This is a genomic window from Streptomyces sp. SID13031, from assembly GCF_010548305.1.
Classification (GTDB): Bacteria; Actinomycetota; Actinomycetes; order Propionibacteriales; family Kribbellaceae; genus Kribbella.
The window spans coordinates 221,163-245,018 of the sequence record NZ_JAAGLV010000002.1 but is presented as its reverse complement, the minus strand read 5'-3'; the positions used below and the strand labels follow the sequence as shown (position 1 = coordinate 245,018).

Genomic DNA, 23,856 nt, shown 5'->3' with positions numbered 1-23,856 from the left:
TATCGTTGGGGTAGGTGGCCATATATTCGCGTTTCTTTGACCCTTCTCGCAGACGGGGCTTGAAAACCGACTCCATCAACTCATGATCGTCAAGCGAACCGATGTCCGGCCGTTGAACAAGACCCGGCTCCGCCAGAGGCATGTCCTCCAGATCACGGACTACAGCATTCGGCTTCGGCCTGAAGGCTCGGTTGGCAATGCTTCCGGCGACTCTCGAAGAAGCCGCGCTCTTCACCGCCTTTGCCACCAGGACTTTCCCCACCTGGCCAGCAACACCACCGAGACCACCCCCAATGGCACCGAAGGCGCCACCTTCGAAGGTCTCCTTGGCCAAGCTCGCAGTACTGAACGTCTCTTGTTCATCAAGTCCGACTCGGGCGCCATACCCGAGGCCGGCGCCAGCTGCTCCCGATATCGCCCCCGCGACTATGAGGCAGCCAATCCCTGCGGTGACTCCACAGAACGCGGCTGTCGCTACAACACCGACGCCTATCGCAACTACAGTACCGATGGTCGAGGCATGGTCCTCCGCCCACTGGTGGGCCTCGTCGACCTTGTCCTTGACTTCGTTGACGCGCTTTTTGAACCACCCCGCCGATGCCGTGGCCCTTGTTGCTGTCGTCGCCCTTGTGGTCGTCGTCGTTGTTGTTGTTGGAGCCGCCGTCGTTCCCAGGGTTCTGACCGTTGCCGGTGGAGGTTTCCTTTTCGGGCTTGTCGGGGCCGGGCGGGGTGTAGTCGGGGCCGCCGGCCTTGCCGCCGCCGCAGGACAGGCATTCGCTGATCATGCCGGTGGGGTCGGAGCCGGTGACTGGGTTGTCGTTGGCGTAGGTGTAGCCGAGCATTTGTTGTGGGTCGTTGGCGTCGAGGAGCGGGTCGACGCTGATGAAGCGGCCGATGGTGGGGTCGTACTCACGGGCGCCGATGGAGGTGAGGCCCGTAGTTTTGTCTTCTGGTTTGCCCAGGAAGCCATGGTTGTCAGGCCAACTGGTCGGTGGAGTACCCCGGGCTTCACCGAAGGGTTTGGCGTATCGGATGCTGGCCGTCAAGGTGCCTTGCTCCACGGCCACGTGGGTCGTCTGGTGATAGTCGTTCACCAGCCAGGACAAGACCGACTCGGTACCGCCGTCGTTCGAGCGGACCGCGATCGGCTGGCCACCGAAGGAGTATTGGCGCTTGCCGAGGACCTTGTGAGTCGCCTTGTTCAAGGTCAGTTCGAGCTCACCGAGGAACAGGGTCGTCTCAGTCGGACTCCGCCGAACCAGCAAAGACCCCTCGGCGTCGTACACGTACTCGGTGTCCCCGACGGCACCAGACAGCTTGGTGAGCTTGCCCTGCGGACTCCAGGTCAACGTCTGCGCACCAGTCGAGGGGTCCGGCCGGCTCGTCGTGTTGCCCTTGGAGTCGTATGTGAGGTTCTTCACCGGGCCAGCCCCGGCGCCGGTCTGCGTCACCTTCGCCAGTGTGTGGGGCTGCGCCGTGTTGTAGGCGTAAGTGCTGGTGAGATTCCCCGCCACCGAGTGATCCACCTGGGTGTTGCGCAGACCCGTGGTCGTGTACGTCCACGACTGCCAGTACGGCGCGGCTCCACCAAGAGCGCCAACGCTCGGCGAGGGAGAACAGTCTGCGCTGGCCGGTGTCCAGGCCTCAGTCAGTCGCTGGTGACCGTCGTAGTCGAAGCACTGTGTATCCCCACCCCGGACCAGATCCTCGTCCTTGAGGATGTTTCCAGCAGAGTCGTAGCCGTACTTGTGATCCGCGAAAATCGTCGATCCCCCACCGCTGCTGCGGGCGAGGCGACGCGTGTCGCTTTCGTAGTCGTACGTCAGCGCCATACTCAGGTCAGGGCCGAGGTCGTACTCCGAAGGCTCGCCCAGTTGGGTGTACATCGCCTTGTTCACGTACGTGCCACGGCTGCTGTACATCCGGTACAGCAGCCCGGACGCGGTGTAGTCGTACATGACGTTGTCCGCGCCCAGACCACCTCCCGGCGAGAACGACGTACTGCTCAGCGTCTTCTCGTCCGGCTTGTAGTTGTACAGCGTGGAGTAGCTGCCATCGAGTTCGACGCCCTCGGCCTCAGGAATGTCCGTGACCACCTGCGTCGGCTTGTAGAGCACGTTCCGCGACACGATCAACTGCCGGTATGCCGGTCCGCTCTTACCGGCCGTATAACTGGCCGAGGAGTACGACTGGCCAAGCAAGCCGGGCTTGTCATAGGTCCAGTCGGACAACAGGTTGGCGTCGGCCACCGAACCCTTGTAGAGCCCGGTCTTCCGGTCCAGCGCGTCGTAGGTGTTGACCAGAGTGTTCTGTGCTGAATCGGTCGTCGAGACCAGTCGGTCCGCGATGTCGTAGGTAGAGGTCGTCACGCCAGTCCCCCAGATGGCGAACCAACAGTGACCGCTCCACCGCAGCGCGTCAACGAAACTGCAACAAGTGGCAATGTGGCAAACAATCGCTTGTAATCTCGCCACAGCTGTGCGAGGCCGGCGCTCGCAAGCCGGGACCAAGGACGGGGTAGTCCTCAACGGCTCCTCGCAGTTCGGCCGAGGGTTACCGGGACCTCGCACGTCGCAGGCCACAACTGTCACGCCAGCGGTCCGACTACACGCAGGAGCTCGGCATACCGCCTGTTGTCGCGATCCGGGAGTACGGGTGGGTCTGGAGCGAGGTTGCTAGCGGCAACAGGTTCGGTTAGGAGCACCGGCCGAGGTGCAGGCGCTTGAGGAAGGCGCTGTGGCTCATGGTGGCGCGGACCTGCGGCCAGTCGGCCGAGAGGGTGGTGAGCGAAGGCAGCCGACGCAGATCGATGGCCGGCAGGGGATCCGCAGTTACTCGGAGCGATTCGAATGACAGGGGATGGGTCGGTTCATGAAGGTGGCCTTAACACGTGGGCGCCGCTGGAGAGTTCGAGTTGTACTCCGCGGGCGGCGAGGAGCTCGCGGTTTTCGGTGAGCCATTGGGTCGCGGGGCCCAGCAGGTGGGTTGGCGGTAGGTCAACAACTCGGGATGGCTCGGCCACTACCCGGCCGCCGACTGTTGTCCAGCTGTCTGGCAGGAGGGTGGTGTGGAGGTGGGAGCCGGTGCCTTGGATTATGTGGAGGTTGCGGCCTAGGCGGGCGGTTAGTTGGGTGGCGGCTGAGCCGGTGGCTTCGTCTTCTGGGACACCCATGACAGGAGCGAACATCCGAGAGCGGATGGTGCCTGCGGGCTCGTCCAGCCAGGACCAGAGGTAGGTGTGGCCGGCTGTGTACGACGCGGGGTTGGCGGCCAGGACCTGAACTGCAGAGTCCAGTTGGTGCCAGGAGAAGGTGCTGCCCCAGGTGGAGTGGGCTTGGACCGACGTCAGGTCGCCATCGCGGGTCACCGGGATTTCGCCGGCCGGCACGCGGAGTACAGGGGTTTCGTAGCCCTGGGAGTGGAGCCACCAGGCCGCGCCGACGGTGGGGTGGCCGGCGAAGGGCATTTCGGCCAGTGGGGTGAAGATCTGCAGGACGCCCGCGGTGGGGTCGTCGATGAAGACGGTTTCGCTGTAGCCGAGGGACGCTGCCAGCGTTTGCCGGGATTCGGGCGGAACCTGGGTGCCGTCGACAATGGCTAGTGGGTTGCCGTAGGCGCCAGAGGGGTCGCTGAAGACCCGTACGACGTGGACGTCGACGGTGGTCACCTCAAAATCAAGGAGTCAGAGGACGAGGAACGCGGCGACGATCGCGAGCACCACGACGACGACGCCGGCGATTGCCAGCGTGCGGCCGTTCACCTTCGGGGCCTGGGCCGGCTCGGTCTCGGCCTCGTTGACGAAGGCGCGGAACATCTGAGTGCTCGCGCCCGGGTCCTGCTCGTTTTCCGTGGGGGTGTGGTCAGACATGGGCCAGACCCTACCCGGCGCCCGGACCGCCAGCACTCACCAACCAGGGTTCTGACCCCCTTCTTACGCTCAGCGGCCGACCCCGAGCACGCCCGGTAGCGGCGTTGGTGTGTGGCGCAGATCCATGTACCATTTGGTACATGCGCTTCGATCACTCCGTCACCGTCCAGGCCCCGGCCGACCGCGTCTGGGCGATCTTCAGCGACGTCGCCCACTGGCCCGAGTGGACGCCCACCATCTCGGAAGTCGAGCGGCTCGACGAGGGCCGGATCCACGTCGGCGCCCGGACCCGCGTCAGTCAGCCCAAGCTCCCGGTTGCCGTCTGGGAGGTGACCGAGCTGATCGAGGGCGAGTACTTCGAATGGGTCTCGAAGGCGCCGGGCATCAAGACCACCGGTGGCCACCGGGTCGCCACCACCCCAGAGGGCACCGTCGTGACCGCGACGATCATCCAGCAGGGACCGCTCGGCTGGGTGTTCGGCAAGTTGATGGCCAAGCTGACCAGGGAGTACATCGCGCTCGAGGGCGAGAGCCTGAAGAAGGTCAGCGAGCAGGCGTGAGCCGCGAGTCACTGCTCACCGACGCCGTCGAGCACTTCGCGAAGAACGGTATCGGCGACGCCAGCCTGCGCTCGATCGCGACCAGCATCGGTACCAGCCACCGGATGCTGATCTACCACTTCGGCTCCCGTGAGGGCCTGCTCGCCGAAGTCGTCCGCACGGTCGAGGCCCAGCAACGCGACCTGCTCGCCTCCCTCGGCGACGAAGACCTGCCGATCGCCGAACAATCCGAGCAGTTCTGGCGCCAAGTCACCGAGGCCGCGCTGATCTACGGTCCACTCTTCTTCGAGCTGTCCGCGCACGCCATGCAGGACCTGCCCCACACCGAGGCCCTCAAAGCTGACCTGATCAACGTCTGGCTGCCCCCGCTGATCGACCTCTGCATCCGCGCCGGCATCCCAGCAGACCAGGCACCGGCGTACGCCCGGCTCGGCCTCGCTGCTTCCCGTGGACTGCTGTTCGACCTCCTGCTGACCGGCGATCAAGCAGGAGTCGACGAAGCCTCAGCCCTACTCAACAAGCTCTTCGCGCTCTAAGCAGGCTCGGTGGGCTCAGCGATCCAGCCCGCCACCACCGGCAGCCGGCTGGCCCGATGGACGGCGACGAAGGCGAACGGCCGGTCCAAGGAGACCTCGAGCCGCCGCGTCTTCGGTACCACCATCGCCGCCCGCATCAACCCGACCGCGGTTACCGCAGCCGCCTCGAACCCGGTCGCGAAGAAACGCGCCAGCACGGTCTGCCGAGCCTGCCCGACCACCAAAGGTTCCGGGCTGATCGCGCTGAAATGCCCACCCCCACGAGGCGCCGAGGTCACCGTCGACAGCCCGAAGACCTCCCGCGAAGCCAGCAGATCATGCTCGACCTCGACGCTGAACGACGGCAGCGACAACTTCACCTCAGCCGCCGCCGACGCGGTCTTCCCGATCGTCACCCCCGGCGCCACCTCCTGCCCAGGCTCGCCCTGATCTACCAATTCCAGGCCGCCCAGACCACCCAGACCACCTGAAGCAACGGACGCGGCAAGCAATCCAGCCAGTACGTCGCCCTGCGCCGCCTCAGCGTCCCCGATCCCGAGCAGCACATCGACATCGGCATCGCCCTGAACGGTCACCACCGTCAGCCCGTCGTACACGCGAACAGCGTCAAGCTCGCGATCCGTCCGCTCCAGCCAATGCCACGACCCACCCGACCAAGGCCCGTCGTTCTGCCGCTTGACCTGCTCGGTGAACGGCTCGACCCAGGTCGTCCGCAGCGACAACGCAGACGCCAGTACTACGGCCAGGTCCGGCGTCACGTCGAGCGGCATCTCCCGGATCAACCCATCCGTGTGCTCAGTGGCCCACGCATCGAGTTTCGCCTTGTCACTCGCCGAATCACCCGTCAACGTCCCGCTCAAAGCAGCCGGTACTACGGAGTCGAACGACTCACTCAATTTCAGCTGCTCGTGGACCCAGACCCCAAGTGCCGCATGCAAGTCAGCCGCACTGTCCACGGCTGCCATCAACTCGACAGCCTTGGCAGCCCCGGCAACGGCGTCGACCCCGGCCGCCTCCGCGAGCTCACTACGCCCCGGCTCATCGGCCGCCGTCGACAAGAGAGCCAGCAACGGCCAGACCCCGAGGCCGGACACGACCGTAGTACCGGGCGGCAACTCCCGAACCCAGCGCGAAGTGAGGTGGTTGACGGCCAGTACGACGTCGGCATCCATGCCCTCCACCCTGCCACGCTCTGCACACTCGAGCCCTCCGAACAGCCCGTCGGCAAGTCCCCGAGCAGGTCGATGAAGTAGTCGGCCGGAACTATTGCGACTATTCGGCGGAATGACGCTGATTTTCATTTCGCCAGCGCGTTGAGTGCTCGTCCGAGCGCGTTCCGCTGTGTCAGGATGCCGCCCATGAGCACGCCAGAAGCCACGGAAGAGCGGGATTCCGCCGAAGCGACGGCAGATCCCGCCGCGCCGGTCGGCCCTCCCCCAGAGCCGACAGCTCCTCAGGAAGAACCTGAGGACAAGGACCCCGCCGGCCCGTCGATCGCGTTCACGCTGACCCTCGTCGTCCTGGTCGCGCTTGCGCTCTTCGGGCGGAAGGTCTTCGCCGGCCTGTTCACCGACGACGGCGTCCGGACCTGGGCGACCATGTTCGTCGGCGTCACCGTCCAGGCGATGCCCTTCCTCGTCCTCGGCGTACTGCTCTCCGCCGCCCTCACCGCGTTCGTCCCGGCCTCCTTCTTCGCGAAGGCGCTGCCCAAGCACCCGGCCCTCGCTGTACCGGTCGCCAGCATGTCCGGTGTGGTCCTGCCGGGCTGCGAGTGCGCCTCGGTCCCCGTGTCGGCGGCGCTGATGAACCGTGGCGTCACCCCGGCGGCAGCGATCGCGTTCCTGCTCTCCGCACCGGCGATCAACCCCGTAGTACTGGCGTCGACAGCCGTCGCGTTCCCCGGGCAGCCGAAGGTGGTGATCGCCCGGGCGATCACCTCGCTGGCCGTCTCGATGATTCTCGGCTGGTTGTGGTTGCTGACCGGCAAGGGCAGCGACTGGCTGAAGATGCCGAAGAACCGGCACGCTGACGGCACTCCCAAGCTCGAGGTCTTCCGCTCGTCGATGCTGCACGACTTCCTGCACGCGGGCGGCTTCCTGGTCGTCGGCGCGGCGGCTGCGGCCACGCTCAACGTCGTCGTACCGCGGCAGTGGCTCGACCACGTCGCGAGCAACCTGCTGGTGTCCGTCATAGTGCTCGGCCTGCTCGCCGTCCTGCTCGCCATCTGCTCCGAGGCCGACGCGTTCGTCGCCGCCAGCCTGACGCAGTTCTCGCTCACCGCGCGGCTCGCGTTCATGGTGGTCGGGCCGATCGTCGACGTGAAGCTGATCGCGCTGCAGACCGGAACCTTCGGGCCGAAGTTCGCGATCCGTTTCGCCCCGGCCACCTTCGTGGTCGCGATCCTGTCCAGTCTTCTCGTCGGGTGGTGGCTGCTGTGAGGCGTAATGTCGCGGGTCTGGTCGTCGTGTTCGTCGGCGCCGCGGTGGTCCAGTTGGCCACCTCCAACACCTATCTGCGCTTCGTGAAACCCGGTATGCGCTGGATGCTGCTCGCTGCCGGCGTCATCCTGATCGTGCTCGCCGTCGCCGACGTACTGGCGGACACCCGCAAGACGCCTGGGCATGAGCACGCTGACGACGGCCACGGACACGGCCATCTGCTTCCGCGTGCGGCCTGGCTGCTGGTGATACCGATCTTCGCGCTGCTAGTCGTCGACCCGCCCGCCCTCGGCGCGGACGCCGCCCAGCGCCAGTCGCCGGTCGCGGCCAAACCGATCGCACCGAAAGGCAACTCCTTCCTCTCGCAGAGCGCCGGCAGCACTGCACCGCTACCGTTGGCGGTACGGGACTACGCCGTCTGGGCCGTCTGGGAGAAGGAGAGCATGAAGGGCCGCAATTTCCAGCTCACCGGGTTCGTCACGCCAGGCAAGAACGGCACCTGGTACGTGTCCCGGATCGGGCTGACGTGCTGCGTCGCCGACGGGATGGCGTTCATGGTGGAGGCCCGCGGTCAGGCCTCGCCACCGAAGAACCAGTGGATCACCGTGACCGGCGAGTGGGCCGAGCCGACCAAGCGGGCCGACGGCGACGTCGCCGCGATGACCGTGACCGGGATCCGCACCGTGACGGCGCCGGCCAACCAGTACGAGTGACCGCCGCTACTCCGCTCTCGACCGCCGACCTGCTCGATGGTCTGGCGAAGAAGCAGCGCTACAAGTACGTCTTCTTCTGGGGCGATACGCCGAACCGCGACGGCAGCATCGGTGCGAGCTGCCTGAGCCAGTGGTACCACGCGCCGTTCATCGTCGACGGCGTCCGCTACTCGACCGCCGAGCACTGGATGATGGCCGGCAAGGCACGCCTGTTCGGTGACAACGAGTCCGCCGCGAAGGTGATCGCGGCCGGCCATCCCCAACGGGCGAAGGCGATCGGCCGGCAAGTCACCGGCTTCGACACCGAGACCTGGCAACGCCACCGCGCCGAGCTGGTCATCGAGGGCAACCTCCACAAGTTCCGCCAGAACAAGCCCCTACTCGACTACCTCCTCAACACCGGCAAACGAGTACTGGTCGAGGCCAGCCCAGTAGACCGCATCTGGGGCATCGGCCTGGCCGCCGACGACCCCCGAGCCGAACACCCCGACCAATGGCGAGGCCTCAACCTCCTGGGCTTCGCCCTGATGCGAGCCCGCGCCGAACTGTCCCAGTCCCCTTAGCCATCCCCGTCGATCAACCCCGTAAGACGGGCTCACCAAGGCAAGATCTGGTTGCTACAGGCAACGGCCGAAGGCCGGTCCACACCGCGTGATCGCCTTCCCGCTCCAACCGGCGCCGAGCCGCCGCCTGTACGCCGTCTGGCGCACCGCGACCGCCCGCCGGCCGGCGATCGCGGTCACTCTCAATGCGCTGAAAGCCGGCTGGTCCTCCCGCGACACGGCCTAGTCGGGCGGCCGCGTTCCGCCCCACGGGATTTATCCCGGTCGCCCTTCGCGATCGATTGACAGCGTGCTGCATCGGGGTTAACTTTCCCGGAAATCTATTAGGAAACTTTCCTAACAAGTATCCCTCTCTCGTCCCCGCCCCCGACGCAGCAGGAGGCTCCGCCATGAACCGCCCCCGATGGTTCGCCCTGGTTTCGAGTGTCGCGATCGCCGCGACAGCACTCGTGACGACCAGCGCGACCACCAGTTCCGCCGCCCCGGTCCGCTACGAATCCGAAGCGGCCGCCATCTCGCAAGGCGTCATCGAGTCGAACCACGCCGGCTTCACCGGTACCGGGTTCGTCAACTTCGACAACGTCGTCGGCAGCTCGGTGGAGTACACCGTGACCGCGCCGACGGCCGGCTCGTACTCACTCACCTTCCGCTATGCCAACGGTACGACGGTCAACCGCCCGGTCGACGTCACCGTCAACGGCACCCTCGCCGCCGACGATCTGGCCTTCCAGGGCACCGGCGCGTGGACGACGTACCAGACCGTCACCGCCACCGCCACACTCGTTGCCGGGACCAACAAGATCAAGACCACCGCGGTCACCGCGAACGGCGGCCCGAACGCCGACTCGCTGACCCTGGACACTGCCCAGGGTCCCGGCCCCGGCGCCACCCCGGTCTCGATCAACGGCCAGCTGCACGTCTGCGGCACCAAGCTCTGCAACCAGTACAACAAGCCGATCCAGCTCAGAGGCATGAGCACGCACGGCATCCAGTGGTACGCGAACTGCATCAAGACCGCGTCGCTGGACGCACTCGCGACCGACTGGAAGGCCGACATCCTGCGGATCTCGATGTACATCTCCGCCGGAGAGGACGGCTACGAGACCAATCCGCGCAAGTTCACCGACCTGGTGCACGGCTACATCGAGGAGGCCACCAAGCGCGGGATGTACGCCCTGGTCGACTGGCACCAGCTCAACCCCGGTGACCCCAACATCTACACGGCCCAGGCCAAGACGTTCTTCAGCGAGATCGCCGAGCGGCACAAGAACAAGAACAACATCATCTACGACATCGCCAACGAGCCGAACGGTGTCAGCTGGGCCGGTATCAAGTCGTACGCCGAGCAGGTGATCCCGGTGATCCGCGCCAAGGACCCCGACGGCGTCGTCTTCGTCGGCACCCACGGATGGGCCTCGCTGGGCGTCTCCGACAGCCGGACCGAGGCCGACGTGATCAACAACCCGGTCAACGCGACGAACTTCATGTACACGTTCCACTTCTACGCCGCGTCGCACCACGACGAGTACTTCAACGCCCTGTCGCGAGCCGCGGACAAGATCCCGCTGTTCGTCACCGAGTTCGGCACCCAGAACTACGAGGGTGAGGGCGCCAACGACTTCGCCTACTCGCAGAAGTACCTGGACTTCCTGGCCAGCAAGAAGATCGGCTGGACCAACTGGAACTTCTCCGATGACGAGCGCTCCGGTGCTGTGTTCAAGGTAGGCACCTGCGCCGGCAACACCTTCACCGGTACGTCGGTACTCAAGCCCGCCGGCGTCTGGATCCGCGATCGGATCCGCACCCCCGACGACTTCCCGACCTCATGAGGGCACTCGGCGCAGTCCTGGGCACCGCCCTGCTCGCAACCGGGCTGACGGCAACGATCCCCGCCCACGCCGCGACGATCAACGTCAGCACGGCCGCTCAACTCAAGACCGCGCTGACCAGCGCCAAAGCCGGTGACACGATCAAGCTTGCCGACGGCACCTACACCGGGAACTTCAAGACCACCGTCTCCGGTATGTCCTCGGCGCCGATCAAACTCGCCGGTACTGCGAAAGCGGTGCTCACCGCCGGCGGTGGCTACGGCCTGCACCTGAACGGCGCGAGCTACTGGCAGGTGTCGGGCATCACCGTCACCGGTGGCCAGAAGGGCATCATGATCGACTCCGCGACCCGCGTCGTGATCGACGGTGTCACCGTGCACGGCCTGGACATGGAGGGCGTGCACTTCCGCAACAGCAGCACCTACGGCACGCTCAAGAACTCGAAGATCTACGACACCGGCAACGACGGTCGCGGGATGGGTGAAGGCGTCTACGTCGGCAGCGCCGGCGGCCTCACGGACAAGTCGGACAACGTGCAGATCCTCGACAACACGATCGGGCCGGACGTCGGCGGGGAGGCGATCGACCTGAAGGAGGGCACCAAGGGCGGCCGGGTCGCAGGCAACCAGTTCGACGGCCGCGGGCTGACCGGCGCCAACTTCGACGACAGCTGGATCGATGTCAAGGGCAACAACTATCTGATCGAGAACAACACCGGCAAGAACACCACCAACAACGGGTTCGAGACGCACACCCAGCAGACCGGCTGGGGGTGCGGGACGGTCTTCCGCAACAACAAGTCGGACCTGACCGGAGCCGCCGGCGCCGGCCGGTACGCGTTCAACATCACCAACTACGACACGTCCGCCTGCAAGGTCACCATCGACCGCTCCAACACCGTCACCGGCGGCCGGGGCCTGACCAACCCGGGCATCCCCGTCAGCTGAACCAGACCGGTCGATGGACCACCACCTGGGTCCATCGGCCGGGTCAGCAGTTCACCAGGGTGTGGAGTTTGGATTCCGTCTCTTCGTCGACCGGGGTGTAGGTGATCATTCGCATCCGGGCGACCTGACTAACCCAGAGGCTTACGGACTCCATTCGCAGGATGCCGACCCGCTCGTTGCCCAGCACCTTGATCTTCGAGCTCGGCGCCGCCACGTCGTACCGCTGCCAGAGCTCGGCGAACAACGGTGAGCTCGCCAGCAGCCGCTCGGTCAGATCCTGCCAGCTCGGCTCGCTCAGGTGCTCGGCCGACGCCGCCCGATAGCCGGCGACCAGGTGCTGCTCGACCGCCTCGCCGTCGACGAAGGAGCACTGCCACTCGTCCGACACGAAGGTCAGCCAGAGCAGATTGCGCTCCTCGAGCGGGACCGCATCCAGGTCGAGGATCACCTTGCAATAGGAGTCGTTGAACGCCAGTACGTCGTACCGGGAGTTGAGCACGAGCGCCGGGTACGGCGAGAGCTGGCCGAGCATCTTCTGCACGGATCCCGGGAGTGCCGAGCAGTCGCTCTTGCCCGGGCCGAGTGCGATCCCCGCCAGCGTGTAGAGGTGATTGCGCTCCAGCCGGTCGAGCCGAAGCGTGCGGGAGATCGCTTCGAGCACCTGAGCCGACACGTTGATGTCGCGACCTTGCTCGAGCCACGTGTACCAAGTGACGCCGACACCCGCGAGCTGGGCGACCTCTTCGCGCCGCAGGCCCGGCGTACGGCGTCGCCCGCCGGGCGCGAAGCCGACCTCCTCGGGCTGGATCCGCTCCCGCCGGCTGCGCAGGAACGCCGACAACTCACGCCGCCGCTCGTCCTTGTCACTGACGACGCTGTCGCTGACGATGCCGTCGCTGACGATGCCGTCGCTGACGACGCTGCCGCCGGCAATCTTGTCGGTGGCGACTGGCATGCTGCTCAGGAGGCTCACCTCTCCATCGTGCGGGCTGGACGGGCGCTGCGAAAGGCTGGTGCCAGGTGCTGCCAATACCAGGATAACCAGGCTCTCACCACCAGGCTCCGAATGGCCGCAAGCTGGTGCACATGACAGACCAGCTCCAGTCCGCTCCGGTGGCAACCCCGCCATCAACCCCACCACTGCTCGGCCCCGTCGCCCTCACCACGCTGCTCTTCGGCGCCTTTCTGCCGATGCTCTCCTTCTTCATCATCAACGTCGCGCTGCCCGCGATCGGCTCCGACCTGCACGCGAACGCCGGCGAGCTCCAGCTCGTCGTCGGCAGCTACGGCATCGCCAACGCCACCCTGCTCGTGGTCGGCGGCCGCCTCGGCGACGGTTTCGGCCGCAAGCGGCTGTTCCTCGCTGGGCTGATCGGCTTCACGCTGATGTCGCTGATCTGCGCGATCGCGCCGACCATCGGGGTACTGCTCGCTGCCCGGGTTCTCCAGGGCGCGGCGGCCGCAGCAATGACGCCGCAGGTGCTCGCCTCCATCAGCAGCCTGCTCGCCGGCGAACACCGGGCACGCGCGATGGCGATGTTCGGCGTCGCGGGCGGCTCGGCTGCTGCGCTCGGTCAGATCCTCGGCGGCGCACTCGTTGAGGCCGACGTGTTCGGCCTCGGCTGGCGTGCGGTCTTCCTGGTCAACGTCCCGGTCGGACTCGTAGCGCTGGCCGCGGCCGTGAAGTTGCTGCCCGAGACTCGCGCCGTCAAGGCTCAGCGGGTCGACCTAGTCGGCGCCGGGCTGCTTGCGCTCGCGCTGGTACTACTGCTCCTGCCGCTGACGGAGGGCCGCCCCCTCGGCTGGCCCGCGTGGACCTGGGTTTCCCTGGCCGCCACGATCCCGGCCGTCGCGCTGCTCGGCGTACACCAGCATCGCTCCGAGAAGGCCGGTACCTCTCCACTGATCCCGCCGTCCGTACTACGGCTGCGCCCGATGCTGATCGGATTGCTGCTGGCCGTGGGGTTCTTCACCACGTTCGGCGGGTTCATGTTCGTCTTCGCGCTGGCCACCCAGGGCGAGGCCGGGATGTCTCCGCTGGAAGGCGGTCTGAGCCTGCTGCCGATGTCGGTCGGCTTCCTGATCACCTCGATCTACGGGCCACGCCTGCAGCAGCGGTACGGCGCCGGGCTGATCCTGCGCGGCTGGATCGTGCAGTCCGTCGGGTACGCCGCCCTGGCCGTGGTCGCGCTCACCGTGTGGCCTGACGTGACGCCCTGGACGCTGGCGGTCCCGATGCTGATCGCGGGCTTCGGTAGCGGCTTGGTCATGGTGCCGCTGATGGGAGTGGTCATCGGCCAGGTGCCGGCGACCCAGGCGGGTCTCGGTAGCGGAATTCTGCTCACCAGCCAGCAGACCTGCCTCGCACTTGGCGCGGCGACCGTCGGTACGGCGTACCTGTCGCTGGCCGGTACTTCGTGGGGACAGGGCGGCGCACTGGCTGCCGTAGCGCTCGCGATCACGGCCATCTCGCTGCTGATGACGCCGGTGACGCACCAGCTCAGGGCGCGTTAGGCCCAGTGGGGTGGGCGGTTGAGCGCGGCGGGGAGTTTGGTGGCGCCGTCGCCGCGGGCCGCGTTGACCTGGGACTGGGTGAGGAAGAGGGCGCCGGTCAGATCGGCGCCCTCCAGCCTCGTGTCGCGGAGGTCGGCGCCGATCAGGTCCGCTTGCCTGAGGTCGGCTTCGCGGAGGTCGGCGGCGATCAGGTAGGCGCCACGAAGATTGGCTTGCCGCAGATCCGCGCCGCGGAGTTTGGCCCCGAACAGGTCGGCTCCGCGGCGTTCCTTCTTCTTGCTCTGCTTGCCTCGGACGAGCGCGCTGGTCTGCAGCAGCAGCTCGTTGACCTGCTCGCGTTCCCCCGGCAGGTCCACGTTCGTGACATCCGGCTCCAGCGTCAGCTTCTCGATCCGATCGGTTGCCTCTAGCAACTGTGCATGGATCGGGCCGGCCTGTTCGAGCTCGAGGGCTTCGGCCAGGTACCAGAGCAGCTCGTGCAGCTGGCGCATGATCGGCAGCGCCTCGAACATCTTCTGGCCTGGCTGCTCATGCCAGCTGGTACCGGCCTGGCGCGAGATCTTCTGGCCCGCGCCGAAACAGTCATAGACCGTGCAGCCCTGGAACCCCTTGCCACGCAGCTTGCTGTGGATGCCGCAGCCGAAGTCTTCGCGCAGGTTCGGGCAGGGGTCGCCGGCGGCCTTGTCGATCGCGAAGTCGGCAGACTTCGCGAAGGTCAACGCGACGCAGCACAGGCCGAAGCAGTTGCCGCAGTCCGCGCGGAGGTCTGCTCGGGTCACGGCCGGCTGAGCGCCCTAGTTCTGCTCGGCGGCGGTCTGGCCGGTGCGGCGCCAGCGGATGCCGGCCTCGATGAACTCGTCGATCTCGCCGTCGAAGACACCGCTGGTGTTGCCCGACTCGTACAGCGTCCGCAGGTCCTTGACCATCTGGTACGGGTGCAGGACGTAGGAGCGCATCTGGTCGCCCCACGAACCCTGGACGTCGCCGCGCAGCGAGTCGATCTCGGCCCGCTCCTCGGCCTTCTTCAGCGCGAGCAGCTTCGCCTTCAGGATCACCATCGCGGAGGCCTTGTTCTGCAGCTGCGACTTCTCGTTCTGGCAGGAGACCACCGTGCCGGTCGGGATGTGGGTCAGCCGGACCGCCGAGTCGGTGGTGTTGACGCTCTGGCCACCCGGACCGGACGACCGGTACACGTCGATCCGCAGCTCTTCGTCGGGGATCTCGATCTCGTCGGTCTGCTCCAGCACCGGGACCACCTCGACCGCGGCGAAGGAGGTCTGCCGGCGGCCCTGGTTGTCGAACGGGGAGATCCGGACCAGCCGGTGGGTGCCCGTCTCGATGCTCAGCGTGCCATAGGCGTACGGCGCCTTGATGCCAAACGTGGTCGACTTGAGCCCGGCCTCTTCGGCGTACGACGTGTCGTAGACCTCGGTGCCGTAGCCGTGCCGCTCGGCCCAGCGCAGGTACATCCGCTGCAGCATCTCGGCGAAGTCGGCGGCATCGACGCCGCCCGCGCCGGAGCGGATCGTGACGAGCGCCTCGCGTTCGTCGTACTCGCCGGACAGCAGGGTGCGGACCTCGAGCGACTGGACCGATTTGGTCAGCGCCCGGATCTCCTTGTCCGCCTCGGCCAGGGTGTCCGCGTCGTTCTCCTCGCGGCCCATCTCGACCAGGATGCCCAGATCCTCGATCCGGCCACGCAGCTTGACCACCCGGTCGAGGTCGGCCTCCAGGCGCGACAACTTCGACGTCACCTTCTGCGCGTTGGCCTGGTCGTTCCACAGGTCGGGCGCGGCCACCTGCTCCCCGAGGTCGGCGATGTCTCGGCGCATCCCCTCCAGATCGAGAACTTTCTCGATGGAGGTCAGGGTCGCGTCGAGTTGCTTCAGGTCAGCGTCGAAATCAGGTCCAGCCACAACCAAGCAGCGTACCCGCTCGGCGTCGCAGGCCGGGAATCCATTGTCGCCGACCGCGGCCGGTCAGACCTGCAGGCCGTGTTTCAGGGCGCCGAACGCGACGGCGACGGCCTGCTCCAGAGCTTTTTCGGCATCGGCCACTTGACTGCTGTCAGGATGCTCGGGCAGGACCCGGGCGAGCTCTGCTTCCAGTACTTTCTGGGCCGCCGCGTACTGCGCTGCGATCAGCTGGGCGGGCAATCCGGTCAGCCGCGGATCCCGCTCCTGGAGCGCCTCGACCATCAGCGTCTCCATCTCCTCGGCGTTCTTGCGGCGCCGGGCGAGCAGCGCCGGGCTCTCCTCGATGGTCCGGGAGAAGGCCTTCCAGGTGGCCAGGTGACCGGACTGCAGTCGCAGCCGGATCCCGTTCAGGTAGTGCTGCTCGAGCGCCTCGAGCACGTCGGCCAGCCCACTCGCCCCACTCGCCCCGGTGCTGGGCGGCGCCTCCCGGATCGTCTGGGCCGGCCCGAGCCACCAGCCCTGCTCGTCGAAGAACAGATCCTCCTTCGCCGGGAAGTGGTTGAAGACCGTCTGGACGGCGACGTCGGCCGCCTTCGCGACCTCGGCGACGGTGACGTGGTCGAACCCGCGCTCGATGAACAGCGTGGTCGCCGCGTCCGAGATCAGCTGCCGCGTCTGCAGCTTCTTCCGCTCCCGCCGCCCGGGCTCCTCCGTCGTCATGGACAGAGCTTAGCGGCTATGTTTTACTTCATCCATCATTGTAGTCACTACATTCTTGGAGCTAGTACATGAAAATCCTGATCACCGGCGGCCGCGGCAAGATCGCCCGGGCCGTCCACGCGGGTCTCGTCGCCGCCGGTCGCGACGTCCGCGTCGCCAGCCGCGAGCCCGCCGACCTCCCCGGCGCCATCGCCCTCAACCCGGCCCACCCGGTCTCCCTGGCCAACGCCCTCGACGGCATCTCCCAGGTCTTCCTGTACTCCGATCCGTCGACCGCCGAGCTCTTCGTCGAGGCCGCCGAGAACGCAGGCGTCAAGCAGGTCGTCCTGCTCTCGTCACTGTCCTCCCAGGCCGACAACGAGCACGCCGCCGGTGACCCGCACGCCGCGACCGAGCGAGTCATCGCCGGCGGCGACTACGCCACCACCCGGCTGCAGCCCGGCACGTTCATGTCGAACGCGATCTACTGGTCGTACCAGGTCCGTGCCACCGGTCAGATCCGGATCCCGTACCTGGATGCCGAGGAAGCCCCGATCCACGAGCAGGACATCGCCGACGTGGCTCTCGAGGTCCTGCTGGACGGTCCCAGCGGCAACCACAACGGTCTCGCCTATCCGCTGACCGGCCCCGAATCGATGACCCGGCGCCACCAGATCGAGCTGATCACCGAGCACACCGGCGTACCGATCGAAGCGGTCGACCTCACTCCGGACCAGGCCCTCGAAGAGATGTCGGCCGTCATGCGCAACCCGGCCCAGCTCGCCTCACTGATGGCCTACTGGGCATCCCGGGTCGGCAGCCCCCACCCCGTGGAGCCCTCGGTCGAACTCGTCACCGGTCACTCCGGCCGCACCTTCACCACGTGGCTCCACGACAACCCGACCGTCTACACCAGCTGACCTCTCGTAGTACTAACCGTCTACACCAGTTGAGCTTTGGTAGTACTAAGGGAGAATCGAGTCGATGTAGCCGCCGTCTACCCGGATGGCGCCGCCGGTGGTGGCGGAGGCTTGGGTGGAGCTCAGGTAGACGACCATGTGGCCGATCTCCGGGGGCTCGATCAGGCGCTGGATGAGCGAGTACGGCCGGTGCTCCTTCATGAACTGGCGTTGCGCCTCGTCCCAGGGCAGCTCGTCGCCGACCAACTCGCCGACGAAGTCCTCGACACCAGGGGTGTGCGTCGGGCCGGCCATCACCGAGTTGACCGTGACGCCGGTACCAGCCGCTGCCTTCGCGAATCCGCGCGTCACGGCGAGCATCGCGGTCTTCGTGACGCCGTAATGCACCATCTCGAGCGGTGTGACCACGGCCGAGTCGCTCGCGATATTCATCACCCGGCCGAACTCGCGCTCCATCATCCCCGGCAGGTAGTGCCGGGTCAGCCGGACGGCCGACAGCACATTCACCTCGAAGTACCGGCGCCACTCGTCGTCGTCGATCTCCAGCACCGGCTTCGCGCCGAAGATCCCGAGGTTGTTGACGAGGATGTCGAGGTCGCCGACGGCAGCGAACAACTCGTCGGCGCCGGCTCCCGACGCCAGGTCGGCCGCGACGGCGGTCACCTCGGCATCCGGTACCTGCCGACGGACCTCCTCCGCGGCCTGCTCGGTCTTCTCCTGGCCGCGTCCGTTGACCACGACCGCTGCGCCCGAGCGCGCCAGCTCGGTGGCGATCGCCAGCCCGATCCCTTGACTGGAACCCGAAACCAACGCACGCCGCCCGGCCAGATCGATGTCCATGGCATCTACTGTGCCCCACGCCATGCACCCGCCGCCGGAGACCGGCGGCAGATCACCGAGCTGGCCCTAGGCGTTTGGCGAAGCGTGCTCACCGAATCGGTACTACGGCGGCGGCATCGGCAGCGATGTCGGCCGAGCCCTGCCAGCCGGGCGGCTCGAAGGGGAGGTCGACCGTGGAGGTCAAGGTGACTGTCACGGTCGTACCGGTGACGTCGGCAGACCAGTCCAGCCCGTCGAAACGGTTGCTTGCGCCAACGGAATCCAGGTACTCCGCGGTCAGCCGGCGCGCCTGGTCAGCGTCGATCTCGGCATTGCCCTCGCCACTGGGCTGCGCATAGATCGCCGCCAGCCCGTTGGCCGCGGCGAGCACTGCGCCGTCGGCCGTCGCGTCGAGATCGCGGCGGACCAGGAAGACCTTCGAGATGTCGGTCACGACGACGATCATCATCAGCACCACCGCGGTGAACCCGATGATGAGCACCGTCATCTGCCCTTCCTCGCCACGCCTCCTCCACGACCTCTCCCCACCGCGCCGCTCTCGTGGCCGTACTTCGCCGCGCCGCCTTCGTGCGCGCTCGTCGCCAGTCCACCGTCGGGCAGCGGTGTTCGGCTGCGGTGTCATCCGTTGCCCTTGGCTTCGCGGTAGTCGCCGTACGGCTCGGTGTGCGACGCGTTGATGTGGATCGCCGGGCGCTCCCCGCCGAGCGCGTCGGGGATGAGCGGCAGCGGCACCTCGGCATCGAGCTCGACGGTGACAGTGGAGCCCGGCTGCAGGCACGCGGGGTCGCAGGTGATCTTCAGCTGGTCGGCGGTCAGGTCCATCCCCTGGTCCTTCATCGCCAACCGCGCCGCCTCGAAGGCGCGCTCCCGGGCGTCCTCCTCCGACAGTCCCGCCGGCACGATGATGAACGCCCGCCCCGCCGCCCGAGTTGCGGCAGTCGCGCCGTACGAAGCCCGCTGGACGTCGAAAACGCCCAGCATCACGTAGATCAACGGCACCATCAACAACAACGCCAACCACGAAAACTCCACCACCGCACTACCGTGCTCACCTCGATCGCGGCGGGTCATTCGCCGGTCTCCTTGATCGCGTGTCCCTCGACGGTGAAGTCGATCCCCGGCCCCCACAACCCCAGCGGCGGCATGTGCGCCTTCACCACCACCAGTACGCCGGGTTGCCCGTCCACGTCCGTCGTCTGCGCCTCGACCGAGTCGATCAACTCGTTGCGCACCACGCCGTTGACCAGCTCCCGCGTCCGCGCCTCGCCATCCCCCGGCTCGCGGTTGATCACCGCCGCATAGTGCGCTCCCTCGGAGGCCGCCGCCGCGATCGTGTTCCGCACGTACAGGAACAACCCCACCTGCAGGATCCCCAGGAACAGCGGCACGACAAGCATCGCCACCATGACGAAGTCCACGACGGCAGTCCCTCGCTCATCCCGGCGCGCAAGGGCAGGCCTCAGCGCCGCGTCGCGCCCAGGGAGCGGCGGCGGAGCGTCGAGACCGGAGGGGATCACTTCTTGTTGGAGACCGAGTCCAAGGCCTTTTCGAGCATTTCCTTGAGCTGGTCGGCGGCCAGCGCCCAGATCGCGACCACCAGGCCGGCGGTCATCACGGTGATCAGCACCCAGCCGGGAACGTCACCGCGTTCCTTCGCGGCCGGTCTGGGCTTGGTCACCAGCGCTACGAAAAGTCTGGTCATCAGCAGGGACATGGCATCTCCTCAAGTCATCCGGCGATCAGCCGGATCCCGACAGCGCCCGGATAGAAGGCGAAGGCAATGGTCACCGGGAGCACGAGAAACACCACCGGAATCATCATGGCGACCTCCCGGCGGGCACCCGACTCGATCAGCTCACGACGGCTGGCCTCCCGGATGTCACCCGCCTGGGCCCGCAGTACGTCGGCCAGCGGCGTACCTCGTTCGAGCGCGACGGCGAGACCGTCGGCGAAGCGGGACAACGCGACCAGCCCGCTGCGGTCCGCCAACGCGTCGAGCGCCCGCACCAACGGGTCACCCGCGCGGGTCTCGGCGAGCACTCGTTGCAGTTCGTCGGCCAGCTCACCGCGGCACGATCTCGCGACCCGGTCGAGCGCGGCGGCAGGACCTTCGCCCGCAGCCACCGACAGGGCGAGCAACTCGGCGACCGTCGGCAGCTCGGCCAGCAGACGGCGCTCGCGGCGGCTCACCTGGCTGGTCAGATAGGTGTCGCGGGCCAGTACGCCGATGACCGCGAGGAAGCAGCACAGGACGAGCAGGCCGATCGGGTTGCCGAAGCCCAGCGACAGCGCGATCAAAGCGGTCAGCAGGCCGACGCCGAACCCGGCCGTGCCCCACAGCACCTGCTCGATCCGGAATTCCTCAACGGTACGGTCGATTCCGGCCCGCGCCAGTCGTCGCCGGATCGACACCGACCCGCCGAGGATCCGCTCCAGCCGCACCGCGCCGGTCCGCAGCAAGGGACCGAACAACCGGACGATCGCGTAGAACGGCGAGCCCGAGTTCACCACGCCGAGGAAAACGTCCGAGCCACCGATGTCGCGCAGGTACGGCCCGATCCGGTCGTCGACCGACGGCTTGCGCAAGAAGGGCAGGCGGCGCAGCACCAGCAGCAGACCGCCACCGAGCAGCGCACCGAGGAAAGCCCCCAGAAGCATCGGACTCATCGCAGCACCCGCTCTGGCTCAGGCAGTCGGCCAATGCGCAGCATCAGCCGGTACGCGATGACGCAGACGACAGCACCGACGCCGATGATCAAGGCACCGACCGGTGAGTTGTAGCGCTGGATCACGTCGCCCTGGAAGGAGAGCATCGCCAGCACCAGCCAGGGCGCGGCAACGGCGACGCGGGCGCCGTTCACCGACCAGGACTGCCGTGCCTCCAGCTCGGATCTGGTCCGCGCGTCGTCGCGCAGGAAGCTCGACAACGACCGCAGCAACCGGCCCAGATCGCCACCGCCGACCTCGCGGGCGATCCGCAGCGCCTCGATCACCCGGTCGCCGACCGGATCGGCGAGCCGCGCCTTCAACCGGTCGAGCGAATCCGCGAACCGCCCCGTCGACGCATAGTCCGACCCGAACCGGCGGAACGGCTCCCGCAACGGCAACGGCCCCCGCTCGCCAACCTGGGCGAGCGCCTCGGACAACGACAACCCGGCCCGTACTGCGGAGGCGACGTTGTCGACCACGTCAGGCCACAGCTCGCGGAACTCGGCCAGCCGTTTGCGGGCACGGCTCTTCAGCAAGGCGACCGGCACGCTCCCGGCCATCACCCCGAAGACCAGCCCGATCGGCAAAGCGGCCGACACCAGGAACATCACGACGAACCCGACAAAGCCGGTGATGGCACAGGCACCGATGAACGCGGCCGGTGTCACCCCTTCGACTCCGGCGGCGGCGAGCAGGTCACGGCTGCGTGCGGTCAGGCGTCCGTCCGTACTGACCTTGGTCTCGCGCGGCGAGATGACGGCCCAGCTGATCAGCAGCACGCCGATCCCGAAGAACAGGCCCAGCAGGAGTCCCATCAGGCCACTCCTCGCGGCAGTTCGGTGAGCAACCCGGCCGGCGAGTACCCGCGTTGGGTGAAGCGCTCGGGGTGCGGCAACTGACCTTCGGCGCGGCGCAACTGACCGTCAACGGTGGCGAACAGATGCTCGGTCTCGATCGCCTCGCCTTCGATCCGGCCGCTCACGGCGAGGATCTCGCGCACCCGGCGCTGACCGTCGTGCGCGATCCCGAGGTGCACGACCAGGTCGACACACCCCGCGACAGTCGGTAGTACGAACCTTGAGCCGATGTTCTCCCCCGCCAGCAGTGGCAGCGTGCACATCTTGGTCAGTGCTTCGCGGGCCGAGTTGGCGTGGATCGTGCACATGCCAGGCAATCCGCTGTTCAGAGCGAGGAGGAGGTCGAGGCACTCCTCACCGCGGACCTCACCGACGATCACCCGGCTCGGGCGCATCCGCAGCGACTCCTTGACCAGGTCGCGCAGCCGGACCTCGCCAGTGCCTTCCAGACCGGCCTGCCGGGTTTGCATCGAGACCCAGTCCGGGATCGGCAGCTTGATCTCGAAGACCTCTTCGCAGCTGATCACCCGCTCACTGCCGGGGATCGAGCCGGACAACGCGTTCAGCATCGTCGTCTTGCCCGCCTGAGTGCCGCCGGAGACGAGGATGTTGAGACCACAGGCGACGGCGGCGTCGAGCACCGCGGCCGCGTGCGGGGTCAGCGAGCCCAAGGAGACCAGGTCGGCCAGCCGGGTCGCGCGGACGGTGAATTTGCGGATGTTGATCGCCGCATACCGTTGGGTGATGCCGCCGAGCACGATGTGCACCCGGCTGCCGTCCGGTAGTCGCGCGTCCGTGAACGGCTGCGAGACGTCGATCCGGCGCCCGGTCGTCTTGAGCATCCGCTCGACCAGGTCACTGACCTCCTCCTCGGTCAGCACCGTGGTGGTCAGCTCGTGCCGTCCCTCCCGGGCGATGAAGACGCGGCTCGGCTCGTTGATCCAGATCTCCTCGACCGCGGGGTCGGCGAGATAGCGCTGCAGCGGGCCGAACCCGGCCACCCGGTCGTGCACCTCGCGGCTGACCGCCTCGACGTCGCCGATCGGCGGCACGATGCCGGTCAGGCTGCGCTCGTCGTACTCCTTGACGACCGTCGCCACGATCGTGTTCACCGCGCCGGGGTTGCGCAGTGGATCGATGCCCTCGCGGCGGACCAAGTCACGGACCTGGGCGTCGATCAGCTCAACCGCGTCGCTCCAGCCGGACCGGCGCGGGGCAACTCTGTCGGCTGTCATCGTCTCCCCGTGAGCATCTCGGTCGGCGATCACGTGATCACCCTGAGTGACAGTCTCTCAAGCAAGGCTCCTCGACGCCAAGCCCACCCCGGCGATCTGTGGATAACTCTCAGTGAGACACCTTCGGCGGGGAGACTCAGGGTGTAACGCCGGTGGCGGGACGGGGCGTCGTACAGGGTGAGACCACGACGGAGAGGCCGGGATGCGATCTACCACGGACGACTTCGAGGAGTTCGCCAGAGCGCGAACACCGCAGTTGTATCGAACGGCTTGGCTGCTGACCGGCGACCGGCACCACGCCGAGGACCTGGTGCAGGAGACGCTCGCGAAGATGTTCCGGGCCTGGCAGGGCCTGCAGCGGATCGAGAACCCGCCGGCGTACGCGCAGACGGTGCTCGCCCGGACCTTCATCTCGCAACGGCGCCGGCGCAGCTGGAGCGAGCGACCGACCTCGTCGATGCCGGACCAGGCCGACCGGCCGAACGATTCGGCCCTGCGGATCTCGCTGCAGAACGCGCTGGCCGAGTTGTCGCCCCTGGATCGTGCGGTGCTGGTGCTGCGGTTCTTCGAAGATCGCAGCGTCGAGCAGGTCGCGCTGGATCTGGGCAAGAACGCCGGTGCGATCAGGACCAGGACGTCACGAGCTCTGGAGCGGCTGCGCGCCGTCCTGGGCACGGACGTCGACCACCTGATCGCTCTCTGACAAGAAGGA

27 protein-coding genes are annotated in these 23,856 nt (G+C 67.1%); 11 read left to right on the top strand and 16 right to left on the bottom strand.

Annotated elements, in window-relative coordinates:
• Positions 1-362: 362 nt before the first annotated feature.
• The 3 genes from G3I17_RS05235 to G3I17_RS05225 form a co-directional block, all read right to left on the bottom strand.
• Positions 363-2,369, bottom strand: a complete 2,007-nt coding sequence (locus G3I17_RS05235; protein ID WP_164594617.1) for an RHS repeat-associated core domain-containing protein — start codon at positions 2,367-2,369, stop codon at positions 363-365.
• Positions 2,370-2,869: 500 nt separating this feature from the next.
• A complete protein-coding gene (locus G3I17_RS41990; RefSeq protein ID WP_164594614.1) occupies positions 2,870-3,667 on the bottom strand; it encodes a PhzF family phenazine biosynthesis protein in 798 nt (265 codons plus the stop codon).
• 15 nt (positions 3,668-3,682) lie between these two features.
• The gene (locus tag G3I17_RS05225) at positions 3,683-3,868 is read right to left on the bottom strand and encodes a hypothetical protein (RefSeq protein ID WP_164594612.1); all 186 of its coding nucleotides are present in this window, start codon (positions 3,866-3,868) and stop codon (positions 3,683-3,685) included.
• A gap of 140 nt (positions 3,869-4,008) precedes the next feature.
• On the opposite strand from G3I17_RS05225, the gene G3I17_RS05220 reads away from it, so the two are divergent.
• Positions 4,009-4,428, top strand: a complete 420-nt coding sequence (locus tag G3I17_RS05220; RefSeq protein ID WP_164594610.1) for an SRPBCC family protein — start codon at positions 4,009-4,011, stop codon at positions 4,426-4,428.
• A complete protein-coding gene (locus G3I17_RS05215; RefSeq protein ID WP_164594608.1) occupies positions 4,425-4,964 on the top strand; it encodes a TetR family transcriptional regulator in 540 nt (179 codons plus the stop codon). The genes G3I17_RS05220 and G3I17_RS05215 overlap by 4 nt, the downstream gene beginning before the upstream one ends.
• Here G3I17_RS05215 and G3I17_RS05210 read toward each other — a convergent pair.
• The gene (locus tag G3I17_RS05210; RefSeq protein ID WP_164594606.1) at positions 4,961-6,136 is read right to left on the bottom strand and encodes a serpin family protein; all 1,176 of its coding nucleotides are present in this window, start codon (positions 6,134-6,136) and stop codon (positions 4,961-4,963) included. The genes G3I17_RS05215 and G3I17_RS05210 overlap by 4 nt on opposite strands.
• A 186-nt stretch (positions 6,137-6,322) precedes the next feature.
• Between G3I17_RS05210 and G3I17_RS05205 the strand changes: the two genes are divergently transcribed.
• From G3I17_RS05205 to G3I17_RS05180, 6 genes are all read left to right on the top strand, one after another.
• Positions 6,323-7,402 carry a permease gene (locus G3I17_RS05205; RefSeq protein ID WP_203589768.1) on the top strand — a complete coding sequence of 360 codons (1,080 nt, stop codon included), beginning with the start codon at positions 6,323-6,325 and terminating at the stop codon, positions 7,400-7,402.
• Entirely contained in the window at positions 7,399-8,115 is a 717-nt protein-coding gene (locus tag G3I17_RS05200) for a TIGR03943 family protein (RefSeq protein ID WP_164594604.1), read from the top strand. Before G3I17_RS05205 ends, G3I17_RS05200 begins: the two co-directional genes overlap by 4 nt.
• Positions 8,112-8,678 carry an NADAR family protein gene (locus G3I17_RS05195; protein ID WP_164594602.1) on the top strand — a complete coding sequence of 189 codons (567 nt, stop codon included), beginning with the start codon at positions 8,112-8,114 and terminating at the stop codon, positions 8,676-8,678. Before G3I17_RS05200 ends, G3I17_RS05195 begins: the two co-directional genes overlap by 4 nt.
• Positions 8,679-8,766: 88 nt before the next feature.
• A complete protein-coding gene (locus G3I17_RS05190; protein WP_203589767.1) occupies positions 8,767-8,904 on the top strand; it encodes a hypothetical protein in 138 nt (45 codons plus the stop codon).
• 163 nt (positions 8,905-9,067) lie between these two features.
• The gene (locus G3I17_RS05185) at positions 9,068-10,507 is read left to right on the top strand and encodes a cellulase family glycosylhydrolase (protein ID WP_164594600.1); all 1,440 of its coding nucleotides are present in this window, start codon (positions 9,068-9,070) and stop codon (positions 10,505-10,507) included.
• A complete protein-coding gene (locus G3I17_RS05180; protein WP_164594598.1) occupies positions 10,504-11,454 on the top strand; it encodes a right-handed parallel beta-helix repeat-containing protein in 951 nt (316 codons plus the stop codon). Before G3I17_RS05185 ends, G3I17_RS05180 begins: the two co-directional genes overlap by 4 nt.
• A 43-nt stretch (positions 11,455-11,497) precedes the next feature.
• Here G3I17_RS05180 and G3I17_RS05175 read toward each other — a convergent pair whose 3' ends face one another.
• The gene (locus G3I17_RS05175; protein ID WP_343238210.1) at positions 11,498-12,427 is read right to left on the bottom strand and encodes a helix-turn-helix transcriptional regulator; all 930 of its coding nucleotides are present in this window, start codon (positions 12,425-12,427) and stop codon (positions 11,498-11,500) included.
• Positions 12,428-12,540: 113 nt separating this feature from the next.
• Between G3I17_RS05175 and G3I17_RS05170 the strand changes: the two genes are divergently transcribed.
• Positions 12,541-13,968: an MFS transporter gene (locus tag G3I17_RS05170; RefSeq protein WP_164594597.1), complete on the top strand. Its 1,428-nt coding sequence runs from the start codon at positions 12,541-12,543 to the stop codon at positions 13,966-13,968.
• Here G3I17_RS05170 and G3I17_RS05165 read toward each other — a convergent pair.
• The 3 genes from G3I17_RS05165 to G3I17_RS05155 form a co-directional block, all read right to left on the bottom strand.
• Positions 13,965-14,747, bottom strand: coding sequence for a pentapeptide repeat-containing protein (locus tag G3I17_RS05165; RefSeq protein ID WP_164594595.1), 783 nt, complete (start codon positions 14,745-14,747; stop codon positions 13,965-13,967). The genes G3I17_RS05170 and G3I17_RS05165 overlap by 4 nt on opposite strands.
• Before the next feature lie 15 nt (positions 14,748-14,762).
• The gene (prfB, locus tag G3I17_RS05160; protein ID WP_164594593.1) at positions 14,763-15,884 is read right to left on the bottom strand and encodes a peptide chain release factor 2; all 1,122 of its coding nucleotides are present in this window, start codon (positions 15,882-15,884) and stop codon (positions 14,763-14,765) included.
• Between the two features lie 63 nt (positions 15,885-15,947).
• A complete protein-coding gene (locus tag G3I17_RS05155) occupies positions 15,948-16,604 on the bottom strand; it encodes a TetR/AcrR family transcriptional regulator (RefSeq protein WP_203589765.1) in 657 nt (218 codons plus the stop codon).
• Positions 16,605-16,672: 68 nt separating this feature from the next.
• On the opposite strand from G3I17_RS05155, the gene G3I17_RS05150 reads away from it, so the two are divergent.
• Entirely contained in the window at positions 16,673-17,503 is an 831-nt protein-coding gene (locus tag G3I17_RS05150) for an NAD(P)H-binding protein (RefSeq protein WP_164594591.1), read from the top strand.
• A 45-nt stretch (positions 17,504-17,548) separates the two neighbouring features.
• Here the strand turns inward: G3I17_RS05150 and G3I17_RS05145 are convergent, their stop codons facing one another.
• The 8 genes from G3I17_RS05145 to G3I17_RS05110 all read right to left on the bottom strand — a co-directional run bounded on the left by G3I17_RS05145 (position 17,549) and on the right by G3I17_RS05110 (position 23,144).
• Positions 17,549-18,343 (bottom strand): SDR family oxidoreductase, encoded by a 795-nt coding sequence (locus G3I17_RS05145; protein WP_164594590.1) that lies wholly within the window; start codon positions 18,341-18,343, stop codon positions 17,549-17,551.
• Between the two features lie 88 nt (positions 18,344-18,431).
• A complete protein-coding gene (locus tag G3I17_RS05140; protein WP_164594588.1) occupies positions 18,432-18,830 on the bottom strand; it encodes a Tad domain-containing protein in 399 nt (132 codons plus the stop codon).
• Positions 18,831-18,961: 131 nt separating this feature from the next.
• Positions 18,962-19,414: a hypothetical protein gene (locus G3I17_RS05135; RefSeq protein ID WP_164594586.1), complete on the bottom strand. Its 453-nt coding sequence runs from the start codon at positions 19,412-19,414 to the stop codon at positions 18,962-18,964.
• Positions 19,411-19,761 carry a TadE family protein gene (locus tag G3I17_RS05130; protein WP_203589764.1) on the bottom strand — a complete coding sequence of 117 codons (351 nt, stop codon included), beginning with the start codon at positions 19,759-19,761 and terminating at the stop codon, positions 19,411-19,413. Before G3I17_RS05130 ends, G3I17_RS05135 begins: the two co-directional genes overlap by 4 nt.
• Before the next feature lie 95 nt (positions 19,762-19,856).
• Entirely contained in the window at positions 19,857-20,057 is a 201-nt protein-coding gene (locus tag G3I17_RS05125; protein WP_164594584.1) for a hypothetical protein, read from the bottom strand.
• Positions 20,058-20,071: 14 nt separating this feature from the next.
• Positions 20,072-21,010 (bottom strand): type II secretion system F family protein, encoded by a 939-nt coding sequence (locus G3I17_RS05120; protein WP_203589763.1) that lies wholly within the window; start codon positions 21,008-21,010, stop codon positions 20,072-20,074.
• A complete protein-coding gene (locus G3I17_RS05115) occupies positions 21,007-21,867 on the bottom strand; it encodes a type II secretion system F family protein (protein WP_164594582.1) in 861 nt (286 codons plus the stop codon). Before G3I17_RS05115 ends, G3I17_RS05120 begins: the two co-directional genes overlap by 4 nt.
• On the bottom strand, positions 21,867-23,144 hold the full coding sequence (locus G3I17_RS05110; protein WP_164594580.1) for an ATPase, T2SS/T4P/T4SS family: 1,278 nt from the start codon (positions 23,142-23,144) through the stop codon (positions 21,867-21,869). The genes G3I17_RS05115 and G3I17_RS05110 overlap by 1 nt, the downstream gene beginning before the upstream one ends.
• Positions 23,145-23,346: 202 nt before the next feature.
• On the opposite strand from G3I17_RS05110, the gene G3I17_RS05105 reads away from it, so the two are divergent.
• Complete coding sequence (locus G3I17_RS05105) at positions 23,347-23,847, top strand: SigE family RNA polymerase sigma factor (protein WP_164594578.1); 501 nt, start codon at positions 23,347-23,349, stop codon at positions 23,845-23,847.
• The last annotated feature ends 9 nt before the right edge of the window (positions 23,848-23,856 follow it).